This is a genomic window from Bowmanella dokdonensis (assembly GCF_017254865.1).
GTDB classification, from domain to species: Bacteria; Pseudomonadota; Gammaproteobacteria; order Enterobacterales; family Alteromonadaceae; genus Bowmanella; species Bowmanella dokdonensis.
On the sequence record NZ_JAFKCV010000012.1, the window covers coordinates 84,506 to 103,822 of the forward strand.

13 protein-coding genes are annotated in these 19,317 nt (G+C 56.4%); 3 read left to right on the plus strand and 10 right to left on the minus strand.

Annotated features, from left to right (window positions below):
- Nucleotides 1-2: 2 nt before the first annotated feature.
- Genes J0A66_RS17315 through J0A66_RS17330 form a run of 4 tightly spaced genes read right to left on the minus strand, consistent with a single transcriptional unit; the run spans nt 3 to nt 4,238 of the window.
- Nucleotides 3-770: a 3-hydroxybutyrate dehydrogenase gene (locus tag J0A66_RS17315; RefSeq protein WP_206575107.1), complete on the minus strand. Its 768-nt coding sequence runs from the start codon at nt 768-770 to the stop codon at nt 3-5.
- 1 nt (nt 771) lies between these two features.
- Entirely contained in the window at nt 772-1,755 is a 984-nt protein-coding gene (locus J0A66_RS17320) for an extracellular catalytic domain type 2 short-chain-length polyhydroxyalkanoate depolymerase (RefSeq protein ID WP_206575108.1), read from the minus strand.
- Nucleotides 1,752-2,930: an E22 family MetX-like putative esterase gene (locus J0A66_RS17325; RefSeq protein WP_206575109.1), complete on the minus strand. Its 1,179-nt coding sequence runs from the start codon at nt 2,928-2,930 to the stop codon at nt 1,752-1,754. The genes J0A66_RS17320 and J0A66_RS17325 overlap by 4 nt, the downstream gene beginning before the upstream one ends.
- Before the next feature lie 12 nt (nt 2,931-2,942).
- Nucleotides 2,943-4,238, minus strand: coding sequence for a GntP family permease (locus tag J0A66_RS17330; RefSeq protein WP_206575110.1), 1,296 nt, complete (start codon nt 4,236-4,238; stop codon nt 2,943-2,945).
- A 295-nt stretch (nt 4,239-4,533) separates the two neighbouring features.
- On the opposite strand from J0A66_RS17330, the gene J0A66_RS17335 reads away from it, so the two are divergent.
- Complete coding sequence (locus tag J0A66_RS17335; RefSeq protein WP_241264271.1) at nt 4,534-6,834, plus strand: TonB-dependent receptor; 2,301 nt, start codon at nt 4,534-4,536, stop codon at nt 6,832-6,834.
- Nucleotides 6,835-6,994: 160 nt separating this feature from the next.
- Nucleotides 6,995-7,636: a response regulator gene (locus tag J0A66_RS17340; RefSeq protein ID WP_206575111.1), complete on the plus strand. Its 642-nt coding sequence runs from the start codon at nt 6,995-6,997 to the stop codon at nt 7,634-7,636.
- Nucleotides 7,637-7,731: 95 nt separating this feature from the next.
- Here J0A66_RS17340 and J0A66_RS17345 read toward each other — a convergent pair whose 3' ends face one another.
- Nucleotides 7,732-11,082: a hybrid sensor histidine kinase/response regulator gene (locus tag J0A66_RS17345; protein WP_206575112.1), complete on the minus strand. Its 3,351-nt coding sequence runs from the start codon at nt 11,080-11,082 to the stop codon at nt 7,732-7,734.
- A gap of 122 nt (nt 11,083-11,204) precedes the next feature.
- Between J0A66_RS17345 and J0A66_RS17350 the strand changes: the two genes are divergently transcribed.
- The gene (locus tag J0A66_RS17350) at nt 11,205-11,843 is read left to right on the plus strand and encodes a hypothetical protein (protein WP_206575113.1); all 639 of its coding nucleotides are present in this window, start codon (nt 11,205-11,207) and stop codon (nt 11,841-11,843) included.
- A gap of 18 nt (nt 11,844-11,861) precedes the next feature.
- Here J0A66_RS17350 and J0A66_RS17355 read toward each other — a convergent pair whose 3' ends face one another.
- The 5 genes from J0A66_RS17355 to J0A66_RS17375 all read right to left on the minus strand — a co-directional run bounded on the left by J0A66_RS17355 (nt 11,862) and on the right by J0A66_RS17375 (nt 19,272).
- A complete protein-coding gene (locus J0A66_RS17355) occupies nt 11,862-13,784 on the minus strand; it encodes a methyl-accepting chemotaxis protein (RefSeq protein WP_206575114.1) in 1,923 nt (640 codons plus the stop codon).
- 97 nt (nt 13,785-13,881) lie between these two features.
- Entirely contained in the window at nt 13,882-14,778 is an 897-nt protein-coding gene (locus tag J0A66_RS17360) for a hydroxymethylglutaryl-CoA lyase (RefSeq protein ID WP_206575115.1), read from the minus strand.
- Nucleotides 14,779-14,838: 60 nt separating this feature from the next.
- Nucleotides 14,839-16,866 (minus strand): acetyl/propionyl/methylcrotonyl-CoA carboxylase subunit alpha, encoded by a 2,028-nt coding sequence (locus tag J0A66_RS17365; RefSeq protein WP_206575116.1) that lies wholly within the window; start codon nt 16,864-16,866, stop codon nt 14,839-14,841.
- A 3-nt stretch (nt 16,867-16,869) separates the two neighbouring features.
- Complete coding sequence (locus J0A66_RS17370; RefSeq protein ID WP_206575117.1) at nt 16,870-17,655, minus strand: enoyl-CoA hydratase/isomerase family protein; 786 nt, start codon at nt 17,653-17,655, stop codon at nt 16,870-16,872.
- 9 nt (nt 17,656-17,664) lie between these two features.
- Nucleotides 17,665-19,272: a carboxyl transferase domain-containing protein gene (locus tag J0A66_RS17375; RefSeq protein ID WP_206575118.1), complete on the minus strand. Its 1,608-nt coding sequence runs from the start codon at nt 19,270-19,272 to the stop codon at nt 17,665-17,667.
- Nucleotides 19,273-19,317: the final 45 nt, after the last annotated feature.

Genomic DNA, 19,317 nt, shown 5'->3' on the forward strand with positions numbered 1-19,317 from the left:
GCCTACCTGGCCACCCAGCCACCGTCGAGTACCAGGGTCTGGCCGCAGATGTTTTTCGCCGCATCGGAGAGCAGAAACGCTGCCGTGCCGGCCAGTTCATCGAGACCGATAAAGGCCTTTTTGGGCATGGGTTCGAGCATGATCTTGCGTACCACCTCTTCCTCGGACAGGTTGTTTTCCCTGGCCTGGTCCGCGATCTGCTTTTCCACCAGTGGCGTTTTGACGTAGGAAGGGCACAGGGTGTTGATAGTGATATCCTGTTCGCCCACCTCCAGGGCAAGCGTTTTGGCAAAGCCCAGCAGACCATGTTTGGCGGCCACATAAGCGGATTTATAAGGGGAGGCCACCAGAGAGTGAATTGAACCCACGTTGATAATGCGGCCGTAGTTACGCGCCCGCATCCCCGGCAAAAAGGCCTGGGTAAGCAGTGCCGGGCCTACCAGCATCACATTGATCAACTGCTGCCATTTTGCCGCTGGAAAATCTTCCAGCCTGGACACATGCTGGATGCCGGCGTTGTTGATCAATACATCCACGGGTTGTGGGGCCAGCTTTGCCGGCAGTTCGGCTATCTGCTGGGCGTTAGCCACATCCAGTTCAACGGCTTTGGCGTCAATGCCTTCATCGCGAAGGCCCTTGGCAGCCTGTTCGGCCGGCTCCAGTTGGATATCGGCGATTATCAGGCCATGACCCAGTTCGCCCAGATGCCGGGCAATACCCAGACCGATACCGCTGGCGCCGCCGGTAACTAAGACATTAAGCTTGGTCATCTTACTTCTCCGCCAACCGAGTGATCATATTACTTACCGCCTGGATCTGCGGTCCCTGCTTGGTGGCATAGAGCTCATTGGTGTAGCCCCACCAGTCCCAGCATCCCTGAGGATTAAGCGGCATCAGGCTGGACTGTTTGGTTTGCGGATAGAGCACCACAGTGTTGTGGGTATCGGCCCATTCGTTGAGGCCGGTCAGCCACGCGTAGTCGGTGCCTATCGCTTCGACATTCTGATTGCAACCGTGAAAGCTCACATGCAGCTTGCAGGACTGGCCTTCCAGACAGGCAGCCGGGGCATACAAGAAGGCTTCCTCAGCGAGCCCGGATGCCGCTTCTCCACCCAGCTTCTGTTGATCCAGGGTCAGAAGTTCGCCCTTATTCTCTGCAGGGCGTGACGGGTAAGGGGCAATATGGGCCATCATCTGGCCGGCGGCATCATAGCCACAGTTGCCGATAAAGGGCGACTCGGACTTGCTGCAGTCACTGCCTTTGTTCAGGGTGGGAAAGTGGTGGGAAAAGGGCTGGTCGTCGATATAGACAAGGGCAGAATCATCCAGCCAGCTCTCGTATTGTCTGGCCAGCTTGTCGGTAACGGCGCCGATGACTTTCATATCACCTGTGCCATGTAACAGCCAGACGCTGTCCCCCTTAAGTCCTCCAGCGGGGTCTGCCAATCCCTGCTGCCGCCAGTCCTGCAATTGTGTTTCCAGCTCGGGGAGGGGGATTTCCTCATCCTGCTTGTTCACGCATTGGCCCAGTGCCGTCAGTATACTGTTACGTGCACAATAGTAGGGGCCGGCCGCAAGCAGACCCGCCCCTGACACCCAGTTTGCATGGGCTATATGGAACTGTCCGGCCATATAGCCGCCGCTGGACAGGCCGGATACAGTGATCTGCTCAATATCCAGGTTGAGTCGGTCCACCCCGGCATTGGCCAGGCCGGAAGCGAGCATCAGACAGGAGACTGCCGAAATGGTTTTCATAGTGGGTTTCCTTGTTGCAAGAAGGTTCGGATGGTCTCACCGACCTGATCAATATTGCGCAGGCCATTGAGGTGTCCCATCGGGCCGGGGATATTCTTATGCGTAACGGATTTTTGCTGTTTCAGCAGCGCCTGTTGCAGCTCTTCGGTCAGATAGGGCATCAGTATCTGATCTTCTACGGCCGGCAACAGCAGTACCCTGGCCCGGACGCCGCGAAGCCCCTGTTCCAGGGTTTTATCCATGCCTGCAAGATACAACTGGCTGGCGCGAACAAGGTAGAGCAGGTGGTTGGCATCGACCATCCTGGCACGGCTCGCCGCCAGTCCCCATAGCCAGTTCACCACCTGATGGGACTGGCGGATGTCAGTCAGGGGAGCCTGCTCCAGGGGGTGATGGTCAGGATTGGCCCCATTGACAAAATCCGGGTGCAGGGCGTCCTGGGTAATCAGGGCCAAAGAGGCGGTCAGCCCCGCCAACGGAAGCTGTCCGCCATAATAACGCCCCTGTTGCCAGTTGGGATCCAGCCGGATGGGCGCGGCCCAATGCTCCAGGGCCGCTACGGTCCAGGCATCCATACGACCGGCGCCAATCACCGACACCAGGCGTTCCACCCGTTCCGGATAGGCACTGGCCCACTCCAATGCCTGCAGGGAGCCCATGGACGGGCCGATGACCGCATGGAGCTTGTCTATGCCAAGACTATCCAGCAGCGCCTTCTGCACATTAACAAAGTCGCGGATGGTCACCACTGGAAAGTCCAGGCCATAGGGTTTTCCCGTGTCGGGGTTTGTGCTGGCAGGCCCGGTGGTGATCACCTTGGGATCATGGGCGCTGAGGTTGGCCAGGGTATCCACGCTGAGCACATAATACTCATTGGTATCGATGGCCTTACCCGGACCGATAATGGCGTCCCAGTAACCCGGGGCGGCATCGTCAGGATGATACCTGCCGGCAGCATGGGAGTTACCTGAGAAATAATGGGTGATGAGGATAACGTTGCTCTTATCTTTATTCATTTTCCCATAGCTTTCCCAGCCCACCTGGATTTTGCGGATCTGCTGGCCATTGAAGGTCTGGAAATTGTCCATCTCGAAGCGCTGCTTTTCTACAAGCAGGGCCTCAGCCCACAGGGCAGGGCTGAGGGTGAGAAGCAAAAGGATGACGGCATGTCTCATTAATCTTCCTCCCTAAAAGAAGTTAAACAGGGCGACCGCCATGGCCAGGCCTATCAGGGGGATGACCACCGTCAGCGCCCCCACTGCCCAGTAGGCGCGCTGATGGGTTTCATGGCAGATGGCCCGTATGGTGGTCACCACATAGCCGTTATGGGGCAGAGAATCCAGGGCGCCGGAGGATATGGAAATAATCCGGTGCAACTGCTCGGGATCCACCCCCTGATCCAGATAGTGAGGGCCGATCAGCGGCAGGGCGATAGCCTGACCGCCTGAGGCGGAGCCGGTCAACCCGGCAATGACACTGACCGCCACTGCGGCGCCTATCAGTTCGTTGCCGGGCAGATTGGTCATTACCTCTACTGCAGCCTGGAAGGCTTCTGTGGATTTGGCGATAGTGCCGAAACCCACCACCGCGGCCGTATTGCCGATGGCCACCAGTGCGCCTGTGGTGCCCAGACTGATGGCGGCCTGCATATTGTGGAAATGTTTGAAATTGATGGCCATCAAACTCAGTACACCGCCACCGAGTGCCACAATCAGGGCCATCTGCTGCAGGGACTCATGCAGGGTAAAGGACAGGATAAGGACCACAGACAGCGGCACCAGCCCAGTCAGGGGATGGGGATAATCCCGCTCCGGAATGACGGGATCCTCCTCTTTGTGCTCGAACCGTTCACCGTTGGCTACGGCTTTTGCGATCATGCGCCTGAGCCACCAGTAGCCAAAACTGGCCATGAAAATGGCCACCACCAGGCTCACTTCCCAGGCGGCAAAGGGAGACGTGCCCAGGTATTTTATCGGGATCCAGTTCTGGATTTCCGGTGAACCGGCGGAGGTCATGGTAAAGGTGACTGAGCCAAAAGCGAGGGCGGCAGGAATAAAGCGCCGGGGCAGATTGGCGTCCTTGAAGAGGCTGAGCGCCATGGGATAAACCGAAAAGGCCACCACAAAGACACTGACACCGCCATAGGTGAGGATGGCACAGGCCAGTACCACGGCTGCCACGGCGTGCTTCATACCCAGTTTGTCGATAATCCAGCGGGCCACCGCATCGGCAGCGCCGGTATCTTCCATAAACTTGCCAAACAAGGAGCCCAGCAGAAACATGAAAAACCAGGAGGCGATAAAGCCCGAAAAACCGTTCATGTAGGTGACAACAAAATTGCCATCCCCCACGAAAACCGGCAGGCCGCTGGTCAGCGCGACAATCAGGGCACATAAAGGGGCGGCAATGAACAGGTTCATCCCCCGGATGGTCAGAATAATCAACAGCAGTAAGCCGCCAACCAGACCCAATAAACTCAACATATCAGTTGTCCTTAGCATTCACACTGCATACAGCTACAGCGGGTTTAACGACAGGGCCATGCCGCTGGCATGGCGTCCTGGGGACCTTTGTTAACCAATGCGGGACCTGTACTACCGGAGATCTAATCATCCGGCGCCCAGGTATTCTGCGCCATGGCAGGGCAAAGCGCCCATAGTACTATGGTACAGCTTACCTTTTGGCGGCTTTGCTCTAGAGTAGTCACGACCTTGTTAACAAATGCAACAAAAACAGAACAAATTCGCAATAACGCTCAAGCAGGTAGAAGGAAACATCATGACCATGTTCACCTCACGAAAAACCCTCTGTGCCCTGGCTGTCACCAGCGCCCTGATCGGCGCCATGCCGGTGATGGCCCAGGAGCAGGGTAACAACGAAGAAGATAAGAAAACAAAGGGTCTGGAACGCATCGAAGTCACCGCCCGTAAAACAGTAGAAAGCATCCAGGAAGTGCCGGTGGCCGTTACCTCCATCGGCGCCATGGAACTGATGGAAAAAGGCATTTCGGTGCTGACCGAAGTTCAACAGTTCTCACCCAACACCACCTTGCAGACCAGCAGGGGAACCAACTCCACCCTGACCGCCTTTATCCGTGGCGTTGGCCAGCAGGATCCGCTGTGGGGTTATGAGCCAGGCGTGGGTATCTATATTGATGATGTGTATATTGCGCGGCCTCAGGGGGCGGTACTGGATCTGCTTGATGTACAGCGGATCGAAATTCTGCGCGGCCCACAGGGCACCCTGTATGGCAAGAACACTATAGGCGGTGCGGTCAAGTATGTAACCAAACCCATGAGCGGCGGTACCGAATTCAAGGTCCAGGGCACGGTGGGTTCCTACGGACAGCGTGATGCCAAGGTTACCGGGCAGATCCCCTTGGTGGAGGACACATTGTTCCTCGGTTTTGGATATGCCAACCTGAATCGCGACGGCTTCGGTGAGTTTCTGGTGGCGCCGGCCGGCGAGGACCGGGAAAACTACAATAAGGATCTGCAGGCCTATCGTCTGACCCTGGAATATCAACCCATGGACGATCTGTTCATGCGTCTGAGCTACGACAGGACGGATGACAAATCCAACGCCAAAGGGGGCTATCGCCTGCTTCCCAGCATCGTTACCGATGCTCCCGTGCCTGACAGTGTGTTTGACTCCTACACCAGCCTGCCAACCTGGAACGAGGTGGAACTGGAAGGCATCAGCCTGATGATCAACTGGGATGCCTCAGACAACCTGTCATTGAAATACATAGGATCATCCAGGGAAGGTTACTCGCCCACCAATATCGATTTCGACAATACGCCCGCCAAAGTCTTTGATGTGCCGGCATTTTATGATGACGAGAATACCAGTCACGAACTGCAAGCCAATTATCAGGGCGAGAATTACAGCCTGGTCAGCGGTCTTTATTACTATGATGGCGAATCCTGCGGACACTTCGACGCCATACTCGGCATCCTAGGCCAGTCACTGGGTGCACCGGGACTGACCCGTGAAGTCATCGGCTGCAACAATTCGAAGAGCTGGGCGGCCTATACCCAGGCATCCATCGATATCACCAGGCAACTATCACTGACGCTCGGTGCCCGATATACGGACGAAGAGAAAGAAGCCTGGGTGGGCAACGGCCTGATTTTCGACAACGTTTATCCTGAAGACGGCTGGGTGGATGGCTATGACAGGCCGGGCAACCCGGGCGATGAGCTGGTACCCAGGGTGCTGGGCACCGACACCGACGGTGACGGCGTGCTGGACGCACCCAAGAGCGAGAGTTGGAACCAGTTTTCGCCCCGTATTGGTCTTGAATTCCAGGCGACCCCGGATGTCATGCTGTTTGCCAGCTACTCCCAGGGATTCAAATCCGGTACCTTTAACCCCAGGGCGACGGTAAATGAACCGGCGGCCGATCCTGAGATCGTAGATTCCATTGAAGTGGGGATGAAAGCGGACTTATCCGACACAGTGCGCACCAACGTGACAATCTTTTCCCTGGACCATAAGGATCGCCAGTATATTGGTATCGTGCCGGACCCGGATGACCCGTCCGCCCTGAACCAGTATCTGGATAACGTGGCAACGTCTACCGCCAAGGGTTTGGAAGCGGAAGTCACCTATGCGGCTTCTGAGAGCCTGACTCTGAACATGGCCTTCGGTTACCTCAACGGTGAAATCAAGGAAAACAATGCCATTCCGCCTCTGCTGGGATTGGCCAATACACCGGAAATCACCCTGAACCTGGCCGCTGATTATGTGCTGGACACCGACATCGGCAGCTTCGTATTCAATGCAAACTACTATATGCGTGATGATTATCGCTTGTTTGAAACCAGCGATCTGCTTACTCAGGATCAGTACGGCATCGTAAATATGAGCGTCACCTGGGAAAGCCTTGACGGTAAGTGGTTCGGTGGCCTGCATGGCAAGAACCTGACCAACGAGGAGTACCTGGTAGGCGGCTATGACTTTGTGGGTATCGCAGAAGATGGCAGCTATATTCCGGGATTGGGCGGAGATCTCACGCTGATCGGTTACTACGGCGATCCGCGCACGGTCAGCCTGACTTTTGGCTATCGCTTCTAGAAGCGTGACCATAACAAGGGGCGGATTGGATCCGCCCCTTTTCTATTCCACTAAGCATTTGCTTAGCTGCTATAGTCCCAGATGTTTAGTGGCATGGGTATTTGATCTCTTGCCCTTTGTGCATGATAGTAAGCCCCAGTCAATTTTGAGTAGTTCCCCTATGAGCCAGGCCCGCGCCATTATCGCCGACGATCACCCGCTGTTTCGCAGCGCTATGAAACAGGCTGTGCTCAGCGCCCTGGGGGGGGAAATTCTGGAAACAGCGAATCTGGGTGACACCCTTAAAATGCTGGAAACGCAGGCCAGTGTGGAACTGGTCTTCCTGGATTTAAATATGCCGGGCAACCAGGGGCTGACCGGGCTTACCTGCATTCGTAACGCCTTTCCCAGCGTGCAGGTACTGATAGTCTCAGCCGAGGAAGATCCCGATATCATACGCCGGGCAATGGATTTCGGCGCCAGTGGTTATATCCCCAAATCCGCACCGCTGGAACGTATCGAACAAGCGGTCACTCAGGTACTGGATGGCGAGCCGTGGCTGCCGGACGATCTGCAAAACCTGGTTGGACAGAGCGTCGATCGGGAAAACCGGCAGTTTGCCGAGAAACTGGCCCTGTTGACCCCGCATCAGTTCAAAGTGTTGTGCATGCTGGCGGACGGGCTGCTGAACAAGCAGATAGCCTACGAGATGGACGTCCAGGAAACCACCATCAAACAGCATGTATCGGCGATCCTCAGAAAACTGCAAGTCATTAACCGCACCCAGGCGGGGGTCTTGTTTAAGCGCTTTATGGAGCGTTAATGCTTAGCCCCTGGAATAAAAATCTTTAATTAACAAATAGTTGAGTTATTCTCGTCACTCGTCACTCGTCACTCGTCACTCGTCACTCGTCACTCCTAGAGCAACGTCTTAATCAGCCGTTTCATGGCACCGGCCTTGAGGGGTTTGTGCAGGAAGCTGAATCCGGCATCGATAGCCTGCTCACGAACAGATTCTTCATAATTGGCCGAATTGAGGATCGTCGGCACTTTGCATTGCCATTGCTGATACAGCACCTGCGCCAGATCCGTGCCGATAGCGCCATGATCCAGATGATAGTCGATAATGAGCAGGGAAGGGGCCGACGGCATGGCTTGTATGGCCTCCTGCTGATTGGACGCCGTGTGCACTTTTGCTCCCCACTGCCGGAACACCTGAGCCATGGCGGCCAGGATCTGTGGTTCGTTGTCTATCAACAATACGCTCTTGTCTTTGAGCCACTGAGTGCGATCGCCGCTTTCTTGCGCCGGCAACTGCATGTGGGTCAGATGGGCGGTGCCCTGTGGCAGCCTGAGCGCAAAGCAGGTGCCTTTACCCACGTTGGACTGGAGTTGGATTTCATGGCCGAGCAGGTTACTGATCCGCTCGACTATGGTCAGCCCAAGACCGAGTCCCTGTTTGTTGTCCTGGTTGAGCTGGTGAAACTCATTGAATATGGCCCGCTGCTGTTCCTGCGGTATGCCGGGTCCCGTATCCCAGACCTGGATACTCAGGTGCTTTTCCTGTCTTCTCGCACCAATCAGCACCTTACCACTGTGGGTATAGCGGATCGCATTCGACACCAGATTTTGCAACACCCGGCGCAACAGTTTTTTATCTGACACCACCTGCAGGTTGCAGGGACGATAGCGTAACGCCAGACCTTTTTGCTGTGCCAGCAGTCTGAACTCTGCCACCAGTGGATCAAGAATCTCCCCCAGGGCAAACTGCTGGCGGTTGACCTGTAAGACCCCGGAGTCCAGCCGGGTCATATCCAGCAGCATGCCGAGCAGCTCTTCGGCATTGTTCAGGGATTGTTGCAGCCCCCGGGCCAATTCCAGCTGTTGTGGACCCTTGGCCTGCTGAGAAATCATGCCCGCAAACAGGGAGGCGGCATTAAATGGCTGCATCAGATCATGCCCGGCGGCGGCCAGAAAGCGGGTCTTGCTGTCGTTGGCCTTTTCCGCGTCCTGTTTGGCTTTTTCCAGGGCCTGATTGGTGTGTTGCAACTGCTCCGTGCGTTCCTGGACCCGCAGCTCCAGGGTTTGCTTGGCTTCCTGCAAGGCACGCTGGGTTTGCACGTGTTCGGTAATATCGCTGTAGGTGGTAACAAAGCCGCCGCCCGGCATAGGATTGCCGTGTAATTCTATTACCCGATCGTCAAACTGGGTCCTGACATATTTATAGGAGCTGCCGCGACGAATGTGTTCCAGGCGCTTAGCGACTTCCCGCTCCACATCGTCCACCTCACCGAGCATGCCACGGCCGGCGTTATAGCGAAGAATCTCCTCCAGCGGCAGACCGGCGCGGATGAAGCCTGCAGGGTAGGCGAACAGTTCTATGTATCTCTGGTTCCAGGCCAGCAGTTTCAGATGCCTGTCCACCACACTGATGCCCTGCTCAATATGTTCCACCGAGGATTGCAACAGTTCATAGTTGAACTGGTAGCTCTGACTGGCTTCCTCCACCAGGCCCACCAGTTCATCCAGGGCCACCTGATGCTGCTCGGTGATGGCCGACAGCAGGATCCTGGCGCTGGCCGTGCCCACATGGGCTGCCAGCTCTCTTTCCACCCGCTGAATCAACTGGCCGCTGGCATAGCTCAGTGGATTGCCCTGCCGGATACTGTCTGTCAGGCTGGCATACTGTCTGTCGGGCAGCACTTTTCTGCTGACCGCCAGCAGGGCAGAAATCTTGATGGTGGGGACAATGGGCTGCCGGTCATCCAGAATACCTGCATTTGACTTGAATCCGCCGCGTAACAGGCTGACCAGCAGATAGCTGCAAAGATTCGCTGCCAGCGATAACAGCACGCCCTGACTCAGCGCCAGATCGGAAGGGGGGAGCTCAAAGTAATAGCTGGACTGAATACTGGGCCACAGCAGCCACCACAGCCAGCCCATACAGCCGCAAACGATGCCGGAAAAGGCGGCCAGCCGGCTGCTGTTTGGCCAATACAAGGCAAACAACATGGCCGGGGCCAGTTGGGCCAGCAGGGCCATGGCGATAATGCCGCTGTTCACCAGCGGTGCAGTCTGACTCAGGTATTGGGAATAAAGAAAAGACAGCCCGATGACCAGCAGTACCGTGAGTCTGCGGATATTGAGCAGGCTGGCCGGCCGCAGGGCCTGATGCTGATCGGCGCGAAAGTGCAGTTTGAGCCACAGGGGCGTGATCAGGTTGTTGGCCATCATCACACCCATGGCCAGGGTGGCCACGATCACCATGCTGGTGGCCGCCGACAAGCCGCCAATGTAGGCCACCAGGGTAGTGAACTGGCTCTGAGCCAACATGGGCAGGGCCAGCACATAGGTATCGGCGTTGACTTCGGGCAACAGCAGTTTTCCGGCCAGGGCAACGGGCAGAATAAACAGGTTGATGGCAAACAGATACAGGGGGAACAGCCAGCGGGCTCTTTTCAGCTCAAGCTCGCCGTTGTTCTCAATGTAATTGATATGGAACTGCCGGGGCAGGCAGAACATGGACAGGAATCCCAGCAACATATGGCAGAGGTACACCAGGGGCGCAAAGTCACTTTCCAGCACGGCTTTCGCCTGTGGTGCCTGTTGTACCTTGCCCAGCATATCCAGCACGCCGTCAAACATCTGGTAACAGACGAACAGACCCACCAGCAGAAAGGCCAGCAACTTGACAATAGATTCAAAGGCAATGGCCAGCATCAACCCTGGATGTTTTTCTGTCAGGCTCAGGTTACGCGTACCAAAAAGGATGGCAAAACCCGCCATCAGCAAGGCCACATAAAAACTCACACCCCCCGGCCATTGGGGCTGGGTGTCGGTCAGCAACTGAACGCTGGTGGTGACCGCATCCAGTTGCAGGGCGGTGTAGGGCACCACGCCGAAAAAACAGATCAGGGTGACAAAGGCCGCGATGAAGTGGGATTTCTTGTACTGAATACCGATAAAGTCTGCCAGCGAACTGACGTTATGCTGCTGACACAGACGGATGATCTTAAGCAGCAGCGGATAGCCTAACGCAAAGGCCAGTACGCTGCCCACATAGGTAGGGGTGAACGCCCAGCCATAGGTGGCCGATTGGGCCGTGGTGCCAAAAAACGCCCAGGACGTGCAATGGACGCCCAGCGCCAGGCTGTATATAAGCGGGCGCTGCTCGGTGCCACGATGAAACCGATCGCCCCAGAATCCCACTGCAAATAACAGGGCCAGAAAGGCCACGGCTAGCAGAGTCAACAGCCAGATACTGAACATGACGGCGAACGGAGCAGGAAATCCATAAGAGCACTTTACCCTGCCTGTTTATCTGTGACCACCAGTTGGCGCGTAATTTGCTGTATTCCCTCAATTTGTCAATGTTTTGACCGGAGGGAAAGATGCAGATTCAGACCGGAAGCACATTATTTGATTACCTGGACGACCCGGGCAAGGCCAGTCAGACCTTGCAGAAACTGGCGGAAAATCAGCATAAGCCGGTGGCACAGGACCTGGCCGGATTGCAGCAGGATCTGGATGACAACCGTCTGGATTACACCCTGGAAAAAATAGAGTCAGGAGAGTCGTCCATCAGCCTGCAGACGCTGGACAATATGATTGCTTTTCATTCCCGTCCCGCCAGTGAGGACCTGGGTGAGATGGCTGAACGTCTGGGCATTAAAGGGGAGGTGGCAATCTCACTGGTAGACGGCAAGTGGCAGGTGGAGGGAGCCGACGCCGAGGGGGCCGATCCGGCCGTCGTCCGGCTTCAGCAATACCTGGATGCCAATCAGGATCTGCAGAAGCGCCTGGACCAGTTAAACCGCTTGTCCGAGTTTTATGAGTGGGGCAAAACCCGAGAATACGCCACTGAACTGAAAACGGCCGGGATGGGGGAGTCGCAACTGGTGGATTATCTCAAGGCCAGTCGCGAACACCTGCTGGGCCTGGACAGCTTTAGTCTGTCGTCAGACGGCCTGAGTCTTCAGTCCAGGGGCCAGGCAGAAAGCCTGTATAATCAAGCCAGGGAAGATCTCTAAACAACAGCATCAGTCCGCTTATCTTTTCTGGCTGAAGCTATCCACCAACTCTTCCAGGTCGCTTGAGACTTTATCCAGTTTCTCGCTGGCCTGCGCCAGGCGCCCGGCTGCATCGGCGCTGGTCTGTGTGGCTTGCTGGATATTCTGAAGATTATCGCTGACACGGTGGATGGAGGCATTCTGTTGTTCGGTGGCCCTCGCCACGGACTGATTCTCCTCGCGAATGGCATCAATCCCTGATTTGATTTGTTGCAGGCTGTCGGTGGTCTGCAGGATTTTCTCCACTGCTGAGTCAAAACCCGCCCGGCTGGTTTCCATTGCGTTGACCGCATTGTGGGCACTTTGCTGGAGGGATTCGATCAGGGTTTTGATCTTCTCGGTGGACTGGGCAGTTCGACCGGCCAGTTCACGTACTTCATCGGCTACCACCGCAAAACCACGCCCCTGTTCCCCGGCACGGGCAGACTCGATGGCGGCATTCAGAGCCAGCAGGTTGGTCTGTTCCGAGACCCCGCGGATCACCTCCACAATATCGCCGATAGACTGGGTTTCCTTGGCCAACTGACCGATGGTTTCCGCGACATTTTCCACATCCTGCTCCAGTTTCAACATCTGCTCCTTGGTCTGCAGGGCGGTTTGCTGGCCACTTTGCGACTGCAGACTGGCCTGCTGGGCACCGCTGGCAGCATTGGCCGCCATGCCCGCTACCTCGGCAATACTCTGGTCCAGTTCGCCGATGGTGTGGGTAATCTGGTCAATGCTGGTAACCAGATGTTCCATCTGCTCGGCTGTGGTGGTGGACTCGGCCAGGGTCTGTTCTGCGGTATGCTTGAGGGTATGGCTGGAGTCCGCCACCCGGCTGACGGTCTGCTGGATGCGTGCGGTAAAGCGGTTGAAGCCCGATGCCAGTTGCCGGATCTCCGGTTCGCCTTTCTCCGGCAGGCGGTAGTTGAGATCGCCCTGACCATCCCCCAGTTGTTTAAACAACTGGGCGAGGTTGTCCAATGGCTTGCTAATAGAGCCGGCCAGGTAGCGCAGCAAAAACGCTGCCAGGATCAGCACCAACAGTACGCCTATCAGAATTCGCCAGAAGGCCTGATAAAGCTCGGCCAGTACCTCTGACTCGGGCACCTGCGCCACCACAAACCAGCCCATGCTGGGCACGTAGCTGGAAGAAAGCATCAATTCCTGCCCGTCTTTCACCACCCGCGCCATATTAAAATCGTTTTGGTTCAACAGGCTTGCCGCTGCTTGTTCGTCGAACAGGCTGGTCAGACTGGCTTGTTGCACCAGTGTTTGATCCTGGTGCAGCATCACTTGTCCGCTGGCATCGGTGATAAAGATAAAACCGCTTTGTTCGATTCTGAACTGATTGATCATGCCGGTCATATCATCCAGGCTTTTGGCCAGCCCGGACAGGCCACGGCCGTTTGTCTGCTGAAAGTTGACAAAGAGTTTGACCTCGCCGGTGGTGGGCTCCTGAAAGATACTTAGCAACTCTGCCTGGCCTGAGTCGGTAAAGGCAAAAAACCAGCCATCCTGTTGCCGGTTAAGTTCGCGCAAAAAGCCCTCCTGATTCCAGTAACGGGCCGTCTGCCTGTCGGCAAATGAAGCCGTCACCAGATCAAAATCCCGGGTCACCCTGCCCAAAAGGTCAATCAGCACCTGTTCGTTGTCCCGGCTGTTACGCGCTGCCCAGTCGAGAATAAAGGGATTGGAGGCAATCTGGCGGCTGACAGCCTTGAGGACGGCAATTTCGCCGTCGATAAAATTGCGGATCTGCATGACTTTGGCGGGCAGTTCAGACTCCAGTGTCCGTCTTTCGATCACATCGGCGGCGTGGATGGCGGACAGCAATCCGACAAGGATACCCACCAGCACAGCAATGGCCGTACCTGAATAGGTAATTTTCTGACGCAGGGAGAGTTTTAGTGATGCCATGGCGGGTGTGACAAATAAGTCTTAACCACAGCATAGGTAGACTTTTGCCCAAGCACCAGTTTGCCGGGCAAAAGATCAGTGTTATTAAGCAGTTAGTTCATGTCCCCGTCATTGCCCTGGCCACCTTGGACTGGGTGGGGCGTCCAAGGCTGGCGGTAATGGCATTGCCGGCTTTGACCAGCTTATTCAAATCCACCCCGGTGTCGATACCCATGCCGCTTAGCATATAGATCACATCCTCGGTGGCCACATTACCCGAGGCGCCTTTGGCATAAGGACAACCACCCAGACCCGCCACCGCACTGTCGATGACCGATACGCCCTGTTGCAGGGCGACCAGGATATTGGCCAGGGCCTGACCATAAGTATCGTGAAAATGCACCGCCAGCTTGTCCACAGAGACAGTGCGAGCCACGATTTCCAGCATCTGCTGGGTTTTCAGCGGCGTGCCGACGCCGATAGTGTCGCCCAGAGAGACCTCATAGCAGCCCATATCCAGCAACGCCCTGGTCACTTCAGCCACCTTATGGGCTGATATCTCGCCCTCATAGGGGCAGCCCAGCACACAGGACACATAGCCGCGGACCCGCTTGCCGGCGCGTTGCGCGGCCTCCATCACCGGCTCAAACCGCGCCAGGCTCTCGGCGATGCTGCAATTAATGTTCTTCTGGCTGAAGCTTTCCGAGGCGGCACCGAAGATAGCCACCTCGTCGGCACCGGCTTCCATGGCCGCTTCAAAGCCCTTCAGGTTAGGTGTGAGGGCCGAATAGGTCACGTCGGACTTTCGTCTGATGGCAGCGAACACCTGGGCACTGTCGGCCATCTGCGGCACCCACTTGGGCGACACAAAGCTGCCGGTTTCCACCATGCTCAGGCCGGCATCGGCCAGGGCTTCCACCAGGGCGACTTTATCCGCCAGGGCGATCAGGCTTTTCTCATTTTGCAGTCCGTCGCGGGGACCGACTTCAACAATTTTGACTTTACTCGGGTACATAGGTAATCAATGCTTTTAAAGTGTTCAGTTATCACAGGCAAGTTGGCAGTTGCCAACTGCTTATTCTTCAGCCTCAAAACTCAGCAACTCGGCGCCGCCGTCTACCAGCTCACCCGGCTGATAGAAAAATTCCAGCACTTTGCCGGCCTTGGGTGCCTTTAGACTGTGCTCCATCTTCATGGCTTCCATAATCACCAGCACCTGGCCTTTTTCCACCATTTCCCCTGGCTCGACAGCATGATTTACCACCGTACCGTTCATGGGAGCAGTAAAGCCGCCAGCATGCTGATCATGATCCAGCAGGCCAAGATCCGGCAGTTTCTGTCTAAAGTGCAGGGCGCTGCTTTGGGTATAAAGCGAACAACCCAATTCATTGCCGTTACCCAGCTCATCGCTGCCGATGACCACGTTTTGGCGGTGGCCGTCGAGGATCACGGTAAAGTTGTCGCCGCGGATCTCGCCCTGGCATTCCACATTGAAGCCTTCTGCGCTGATCCGGTAACGACGCTGTTGTCCCGCTGTCAGTTGACGCACATGCACCTGGTACACCTCATCATGGATCTGAATATCCAGATGCTGTACGTGATCCACATTGGCACGCCAGGCATTCATACATTGCCAGGGGCTGTGAGGATCCTGTTGGCTGGGCCCGGACTGCTGATGTTGTTTGTCCTGGGTCAGTACCAGATACAGGGCTGCAAGTGGCAACAGTCCGGCGATATCCGCCTCGTTTTTAAGGAAAATCTCGCTCTGGTGCTTATCGATAAATCCGGTATCCAGATTCGCCTGTTTGAAGGCTTTGGTATTGGCCAGGTTATACAAAAAGCCGATATTAGTGGTCACGCCCATTATCCGGTACTCGGACAGGGCTTTGGCCAGGCGGCGCAGGGCTTTGGGTCTGTCTTCGTCCCACACGATCAGTTTGGCGATCATCGGATCATAGTAAACAGAAACCTTGTCACCCTGGCGCACCCCGGTATCCACCCGCACATGCTCGGATTCATCCGGCGGCTGCAGGAAGCTTAATGTCCCGGTGGCCGGTAAGAATTCATTGTCCGGATCCTCGGCGTATACCCGCGCCTCAAACGCATGACCGTTGATTTTCAGTTCATCCTGTTTAAGGGGCAGATCTTCGCCGCTGGCCACCCGAATCTGCCATTCCACCAGATCCTGGCCGGTGATCATCTCAGTCACCGGATGCTCCACCTGCAGTCGGGTGTTCATTTCCATAAAGTAGAAGCTGCCGTCGGTATCCAGCAGAAATTCCACCGTGCCGGCACCCACATAGCCAATGGCCGAGGCGGCTTTAAGGGCCGCTTCACCCATCTGTTTGCGTAAGTCCTCGGTCATGCCGGGGGCAGGGGCTTCCTCGATGACTTTCTGGTGGCGACGCTGCACCGAACAATCCCGCTCAAACAGGTACACGCCGTTACCGTGCATATCGCAGAACACCTGAATTTCCACATGCCGCGGCTGGGTCAGGTATTTTTCCACCAACATCTGCTCGTCGCCAAAACTGGCCATGGCTTCACGCTTGGCTGCCGCCAGGGCCTGTTCGAATTCTTTTTCATGGTGCACCTGGCGCATGCCTTTACCGCCACCGCCGGCGGCGGCTTTCAGCAGTACCGGATAGCCCATGGCATCGGCCTGCTGCTTGAGCAGGGCGGGGCTTTGATCGTCACCGTGGTAGCCGGGAACCAACGGCACGCCGGCCGCTTCCATAATCTTCTTCGCTGCAGATTTTGAGCCCATGGCATCGATGGCGGGTACAGGCGGACCGACAAACACAATCTGGTTGTCTTCGCACAGGCGGGCAAACTCGGCGTTCTCGGACAAGAAGCCGTAGCCCGGGTGAATCATATCCGCACCCACCTTACGGGCCACCTCGATAATTTTCTGTGCCTGCAGGTAGCTGTCTCTGGACGGCGCCGGCCCGATATGCACGGCTTCATCGGCCATCTGCACATGCAGGGCATTGGCATCGGCATCGGAGTACACCGCCACCGTATGGATCCCCATGCGCTTGGCTGTTCTGATAATCCGGCAGCTGATTTCGCCGCGATTGGCAATCAATAACTTCACTAGCATGGGTTACTCCTGGTACCAACTGGGCTTACGTTTTTCCAAAAAGGCATTTAAGCCCTCCTGACCCTGTTCTGACACGCGGATGGTGGCGATACGCAGGCTGGTTTTTTCCATTAATTCTTCATCGTCGCTGGGCTCGGTGACATCGAAAATCAGCTGCTTGGCCGCCGCCACCGCATCCGGGCTGTTTTTCAGGATCTGGGCAATCAGATCTTCCACCGTCTGATCCAGCTCCTCCTCGGTGACCGCCTCGCTGAGCAGGCCCAAGTCACTGGCCCGGTGGGCCGAGAACACCTCGGCCGTAGTGAAATAGCGCCGGGCGGTGCGTTTGCCGATGGCTTCAATCACATAGGGGCTGATGGTGGCCGGAATCAGGCCCAGCTTTACTTCGCTTAAACAGAACTTGCTCATCTTGCTGCCGATGGCCATGTCACAGCAGGCTATCAGGCCCACTGCACCACCAAAGGCGGCCCCCTGTACCTTGGCGATACTGGGTTTGGGCAAAAAGTTCAGGGTATGCAGCATCATCGCCAGAGCTTTGGCATCGGTGACATTTTCTTCGAAACTGTAGCCGGCCATGCGCTTCATCCAGTTGGCATCGGCACCGGCGCAGAAGCTTTTGCCGTTGGCAGCCAGCACCAATACCCGCACCTTTGGGTCCTCGCCGGCCTGTTTGAACAACCGGGTCAGTTCATGGATCAGGGTATCGTCGAAGGCATTGTGCTTCTCAGGACGATTAAGCGTGACAGTGGCAACGCCCCTGGCATCGACTTCATAAAGTACTTCTGACATGCTGCCTCCTTACATGCGGAACACCCCGAAACGGGTGTCCTCCAGCGGTTTATTCAGAGCGGCGGACAGGGACAGGCCCAGCACCAACCGGGTGTCGGCAGGATCGATAACGCCGTCATCCCACAGGCGCGCTGAGGCGTAATAGGGATGTCCCTGATGTTCATAGTCGTCGATGACGGGCTGTTTAAAGGCCTGTTCTTCCTCTTTACTCCAGCTTTCGCCGTTGCGCTCTTTCTGATCCCGTTTGACCTGGGCCAGCACGCCGGCAGCCTGCTCGCCACCCATCACTGAGATGCGCGCGTTGGGCCACATAAACAAAAAGCGTGGGTCGTAGGCACGGCCGCACATGCCGTAGTTGCCGGCGCCGAAGCTGCCGCCGATCAGCACGGTAAACTTGGGCACCTTGGCACAGGCCACTGCGGTGACCATCTTGGCGCCGTGCTTGGCGATACCGCCGGCCTCATACTGTTTGCCCACCATAAAGCCGGTGATGTTCTGCAAAAACACCAGGGGGATCTTGCGCTGGGCGCACAGCTCAATAAAGTGCGCGCCTTTTTGCGCCGATTCGCTAAATAAAATCCCGTTATTGGCGATAATGCCCACCGGATAGCCGAAGATGCGCGCAAATCCGCACACCAGGGTATTGCCGTACAGGGCCTTGAATTCATCGAATTCGGAGCCGTCCACGATGCGGGCGATGATTTCCCGTACATCGAATGACTGACGGGTATCCTTGGGGATGATGCCGTAGATTTCTTCGGCATCGTAAAGCGGATCCACCGGTGGCGTGATATGCAGGCCAACAGGCTTGGTGCGGTTGAGTCTGGCCACCGCATCCCGGGCCAGTTGCAGGGCGTGGTGATCATTATTGGCCAGGTAGTCGGCCACCCCGGAAGTACGGCAATGCACGTCGCCGCCGCCCAGCTCTTCTGCCGTGACCACCTCACCGGTGGCGGCTTTCACCAGTGGCGGACCGCCAAGGAAAATAGTGCCCTGTTCGCGCACGATGATGGACTCATCGGCCATGGCCGGCACATAGGCACCGCCCGCGGTACAGGAGCCCATCACCACGGCAATTTGCGGAATATTGGCCGCAGACAGGTTGGCCTGGTTGTAGAAAATCCGGCCGAAATGCTCCCTGTCGGGAAACACATCGTCCTGGCGCGGCAGGTTAGCCCCGCCGCTGTCCACCAGATAGATGCAGGGCAGGTTGTTCTGCTCGGCGATGGTCTGGGCGCGCAGGTGTTTTTTCACCGTCAGCGGGTAATAGGTCCCGCCTTTTACCGTGGCGTCGTTCGCCACAATCATGCACTCGACGCCGGATACCCGGCCAATACCGGCAATCAGGCCGGCGGCGGGCACATAGTCGTCGTAGACCTGCCAGGCCGCCAGTTGTGACAGCTCCAGAAAAGGCGAGCCGGGATCGAGCAGGGCATTAATGCGCTCGCGGGGCAACAGTTTGCCCCGGTCGGTATGACGTTTATTGGCCTGCTCGCCGCCGCCTTGCTGGATCTGGGCTATCTTTTCGCGCAGATCCGCCACCTGCTTTTGCATATGCGCGGCATTGTCGGCAAAGGCCTGACTCTTGTTGTTAATTTTGGTTTCGATACGGGGCACAAGGCACTCCTGAATAAAAGTTATCAGTTTTCAGTGATCAGTTGG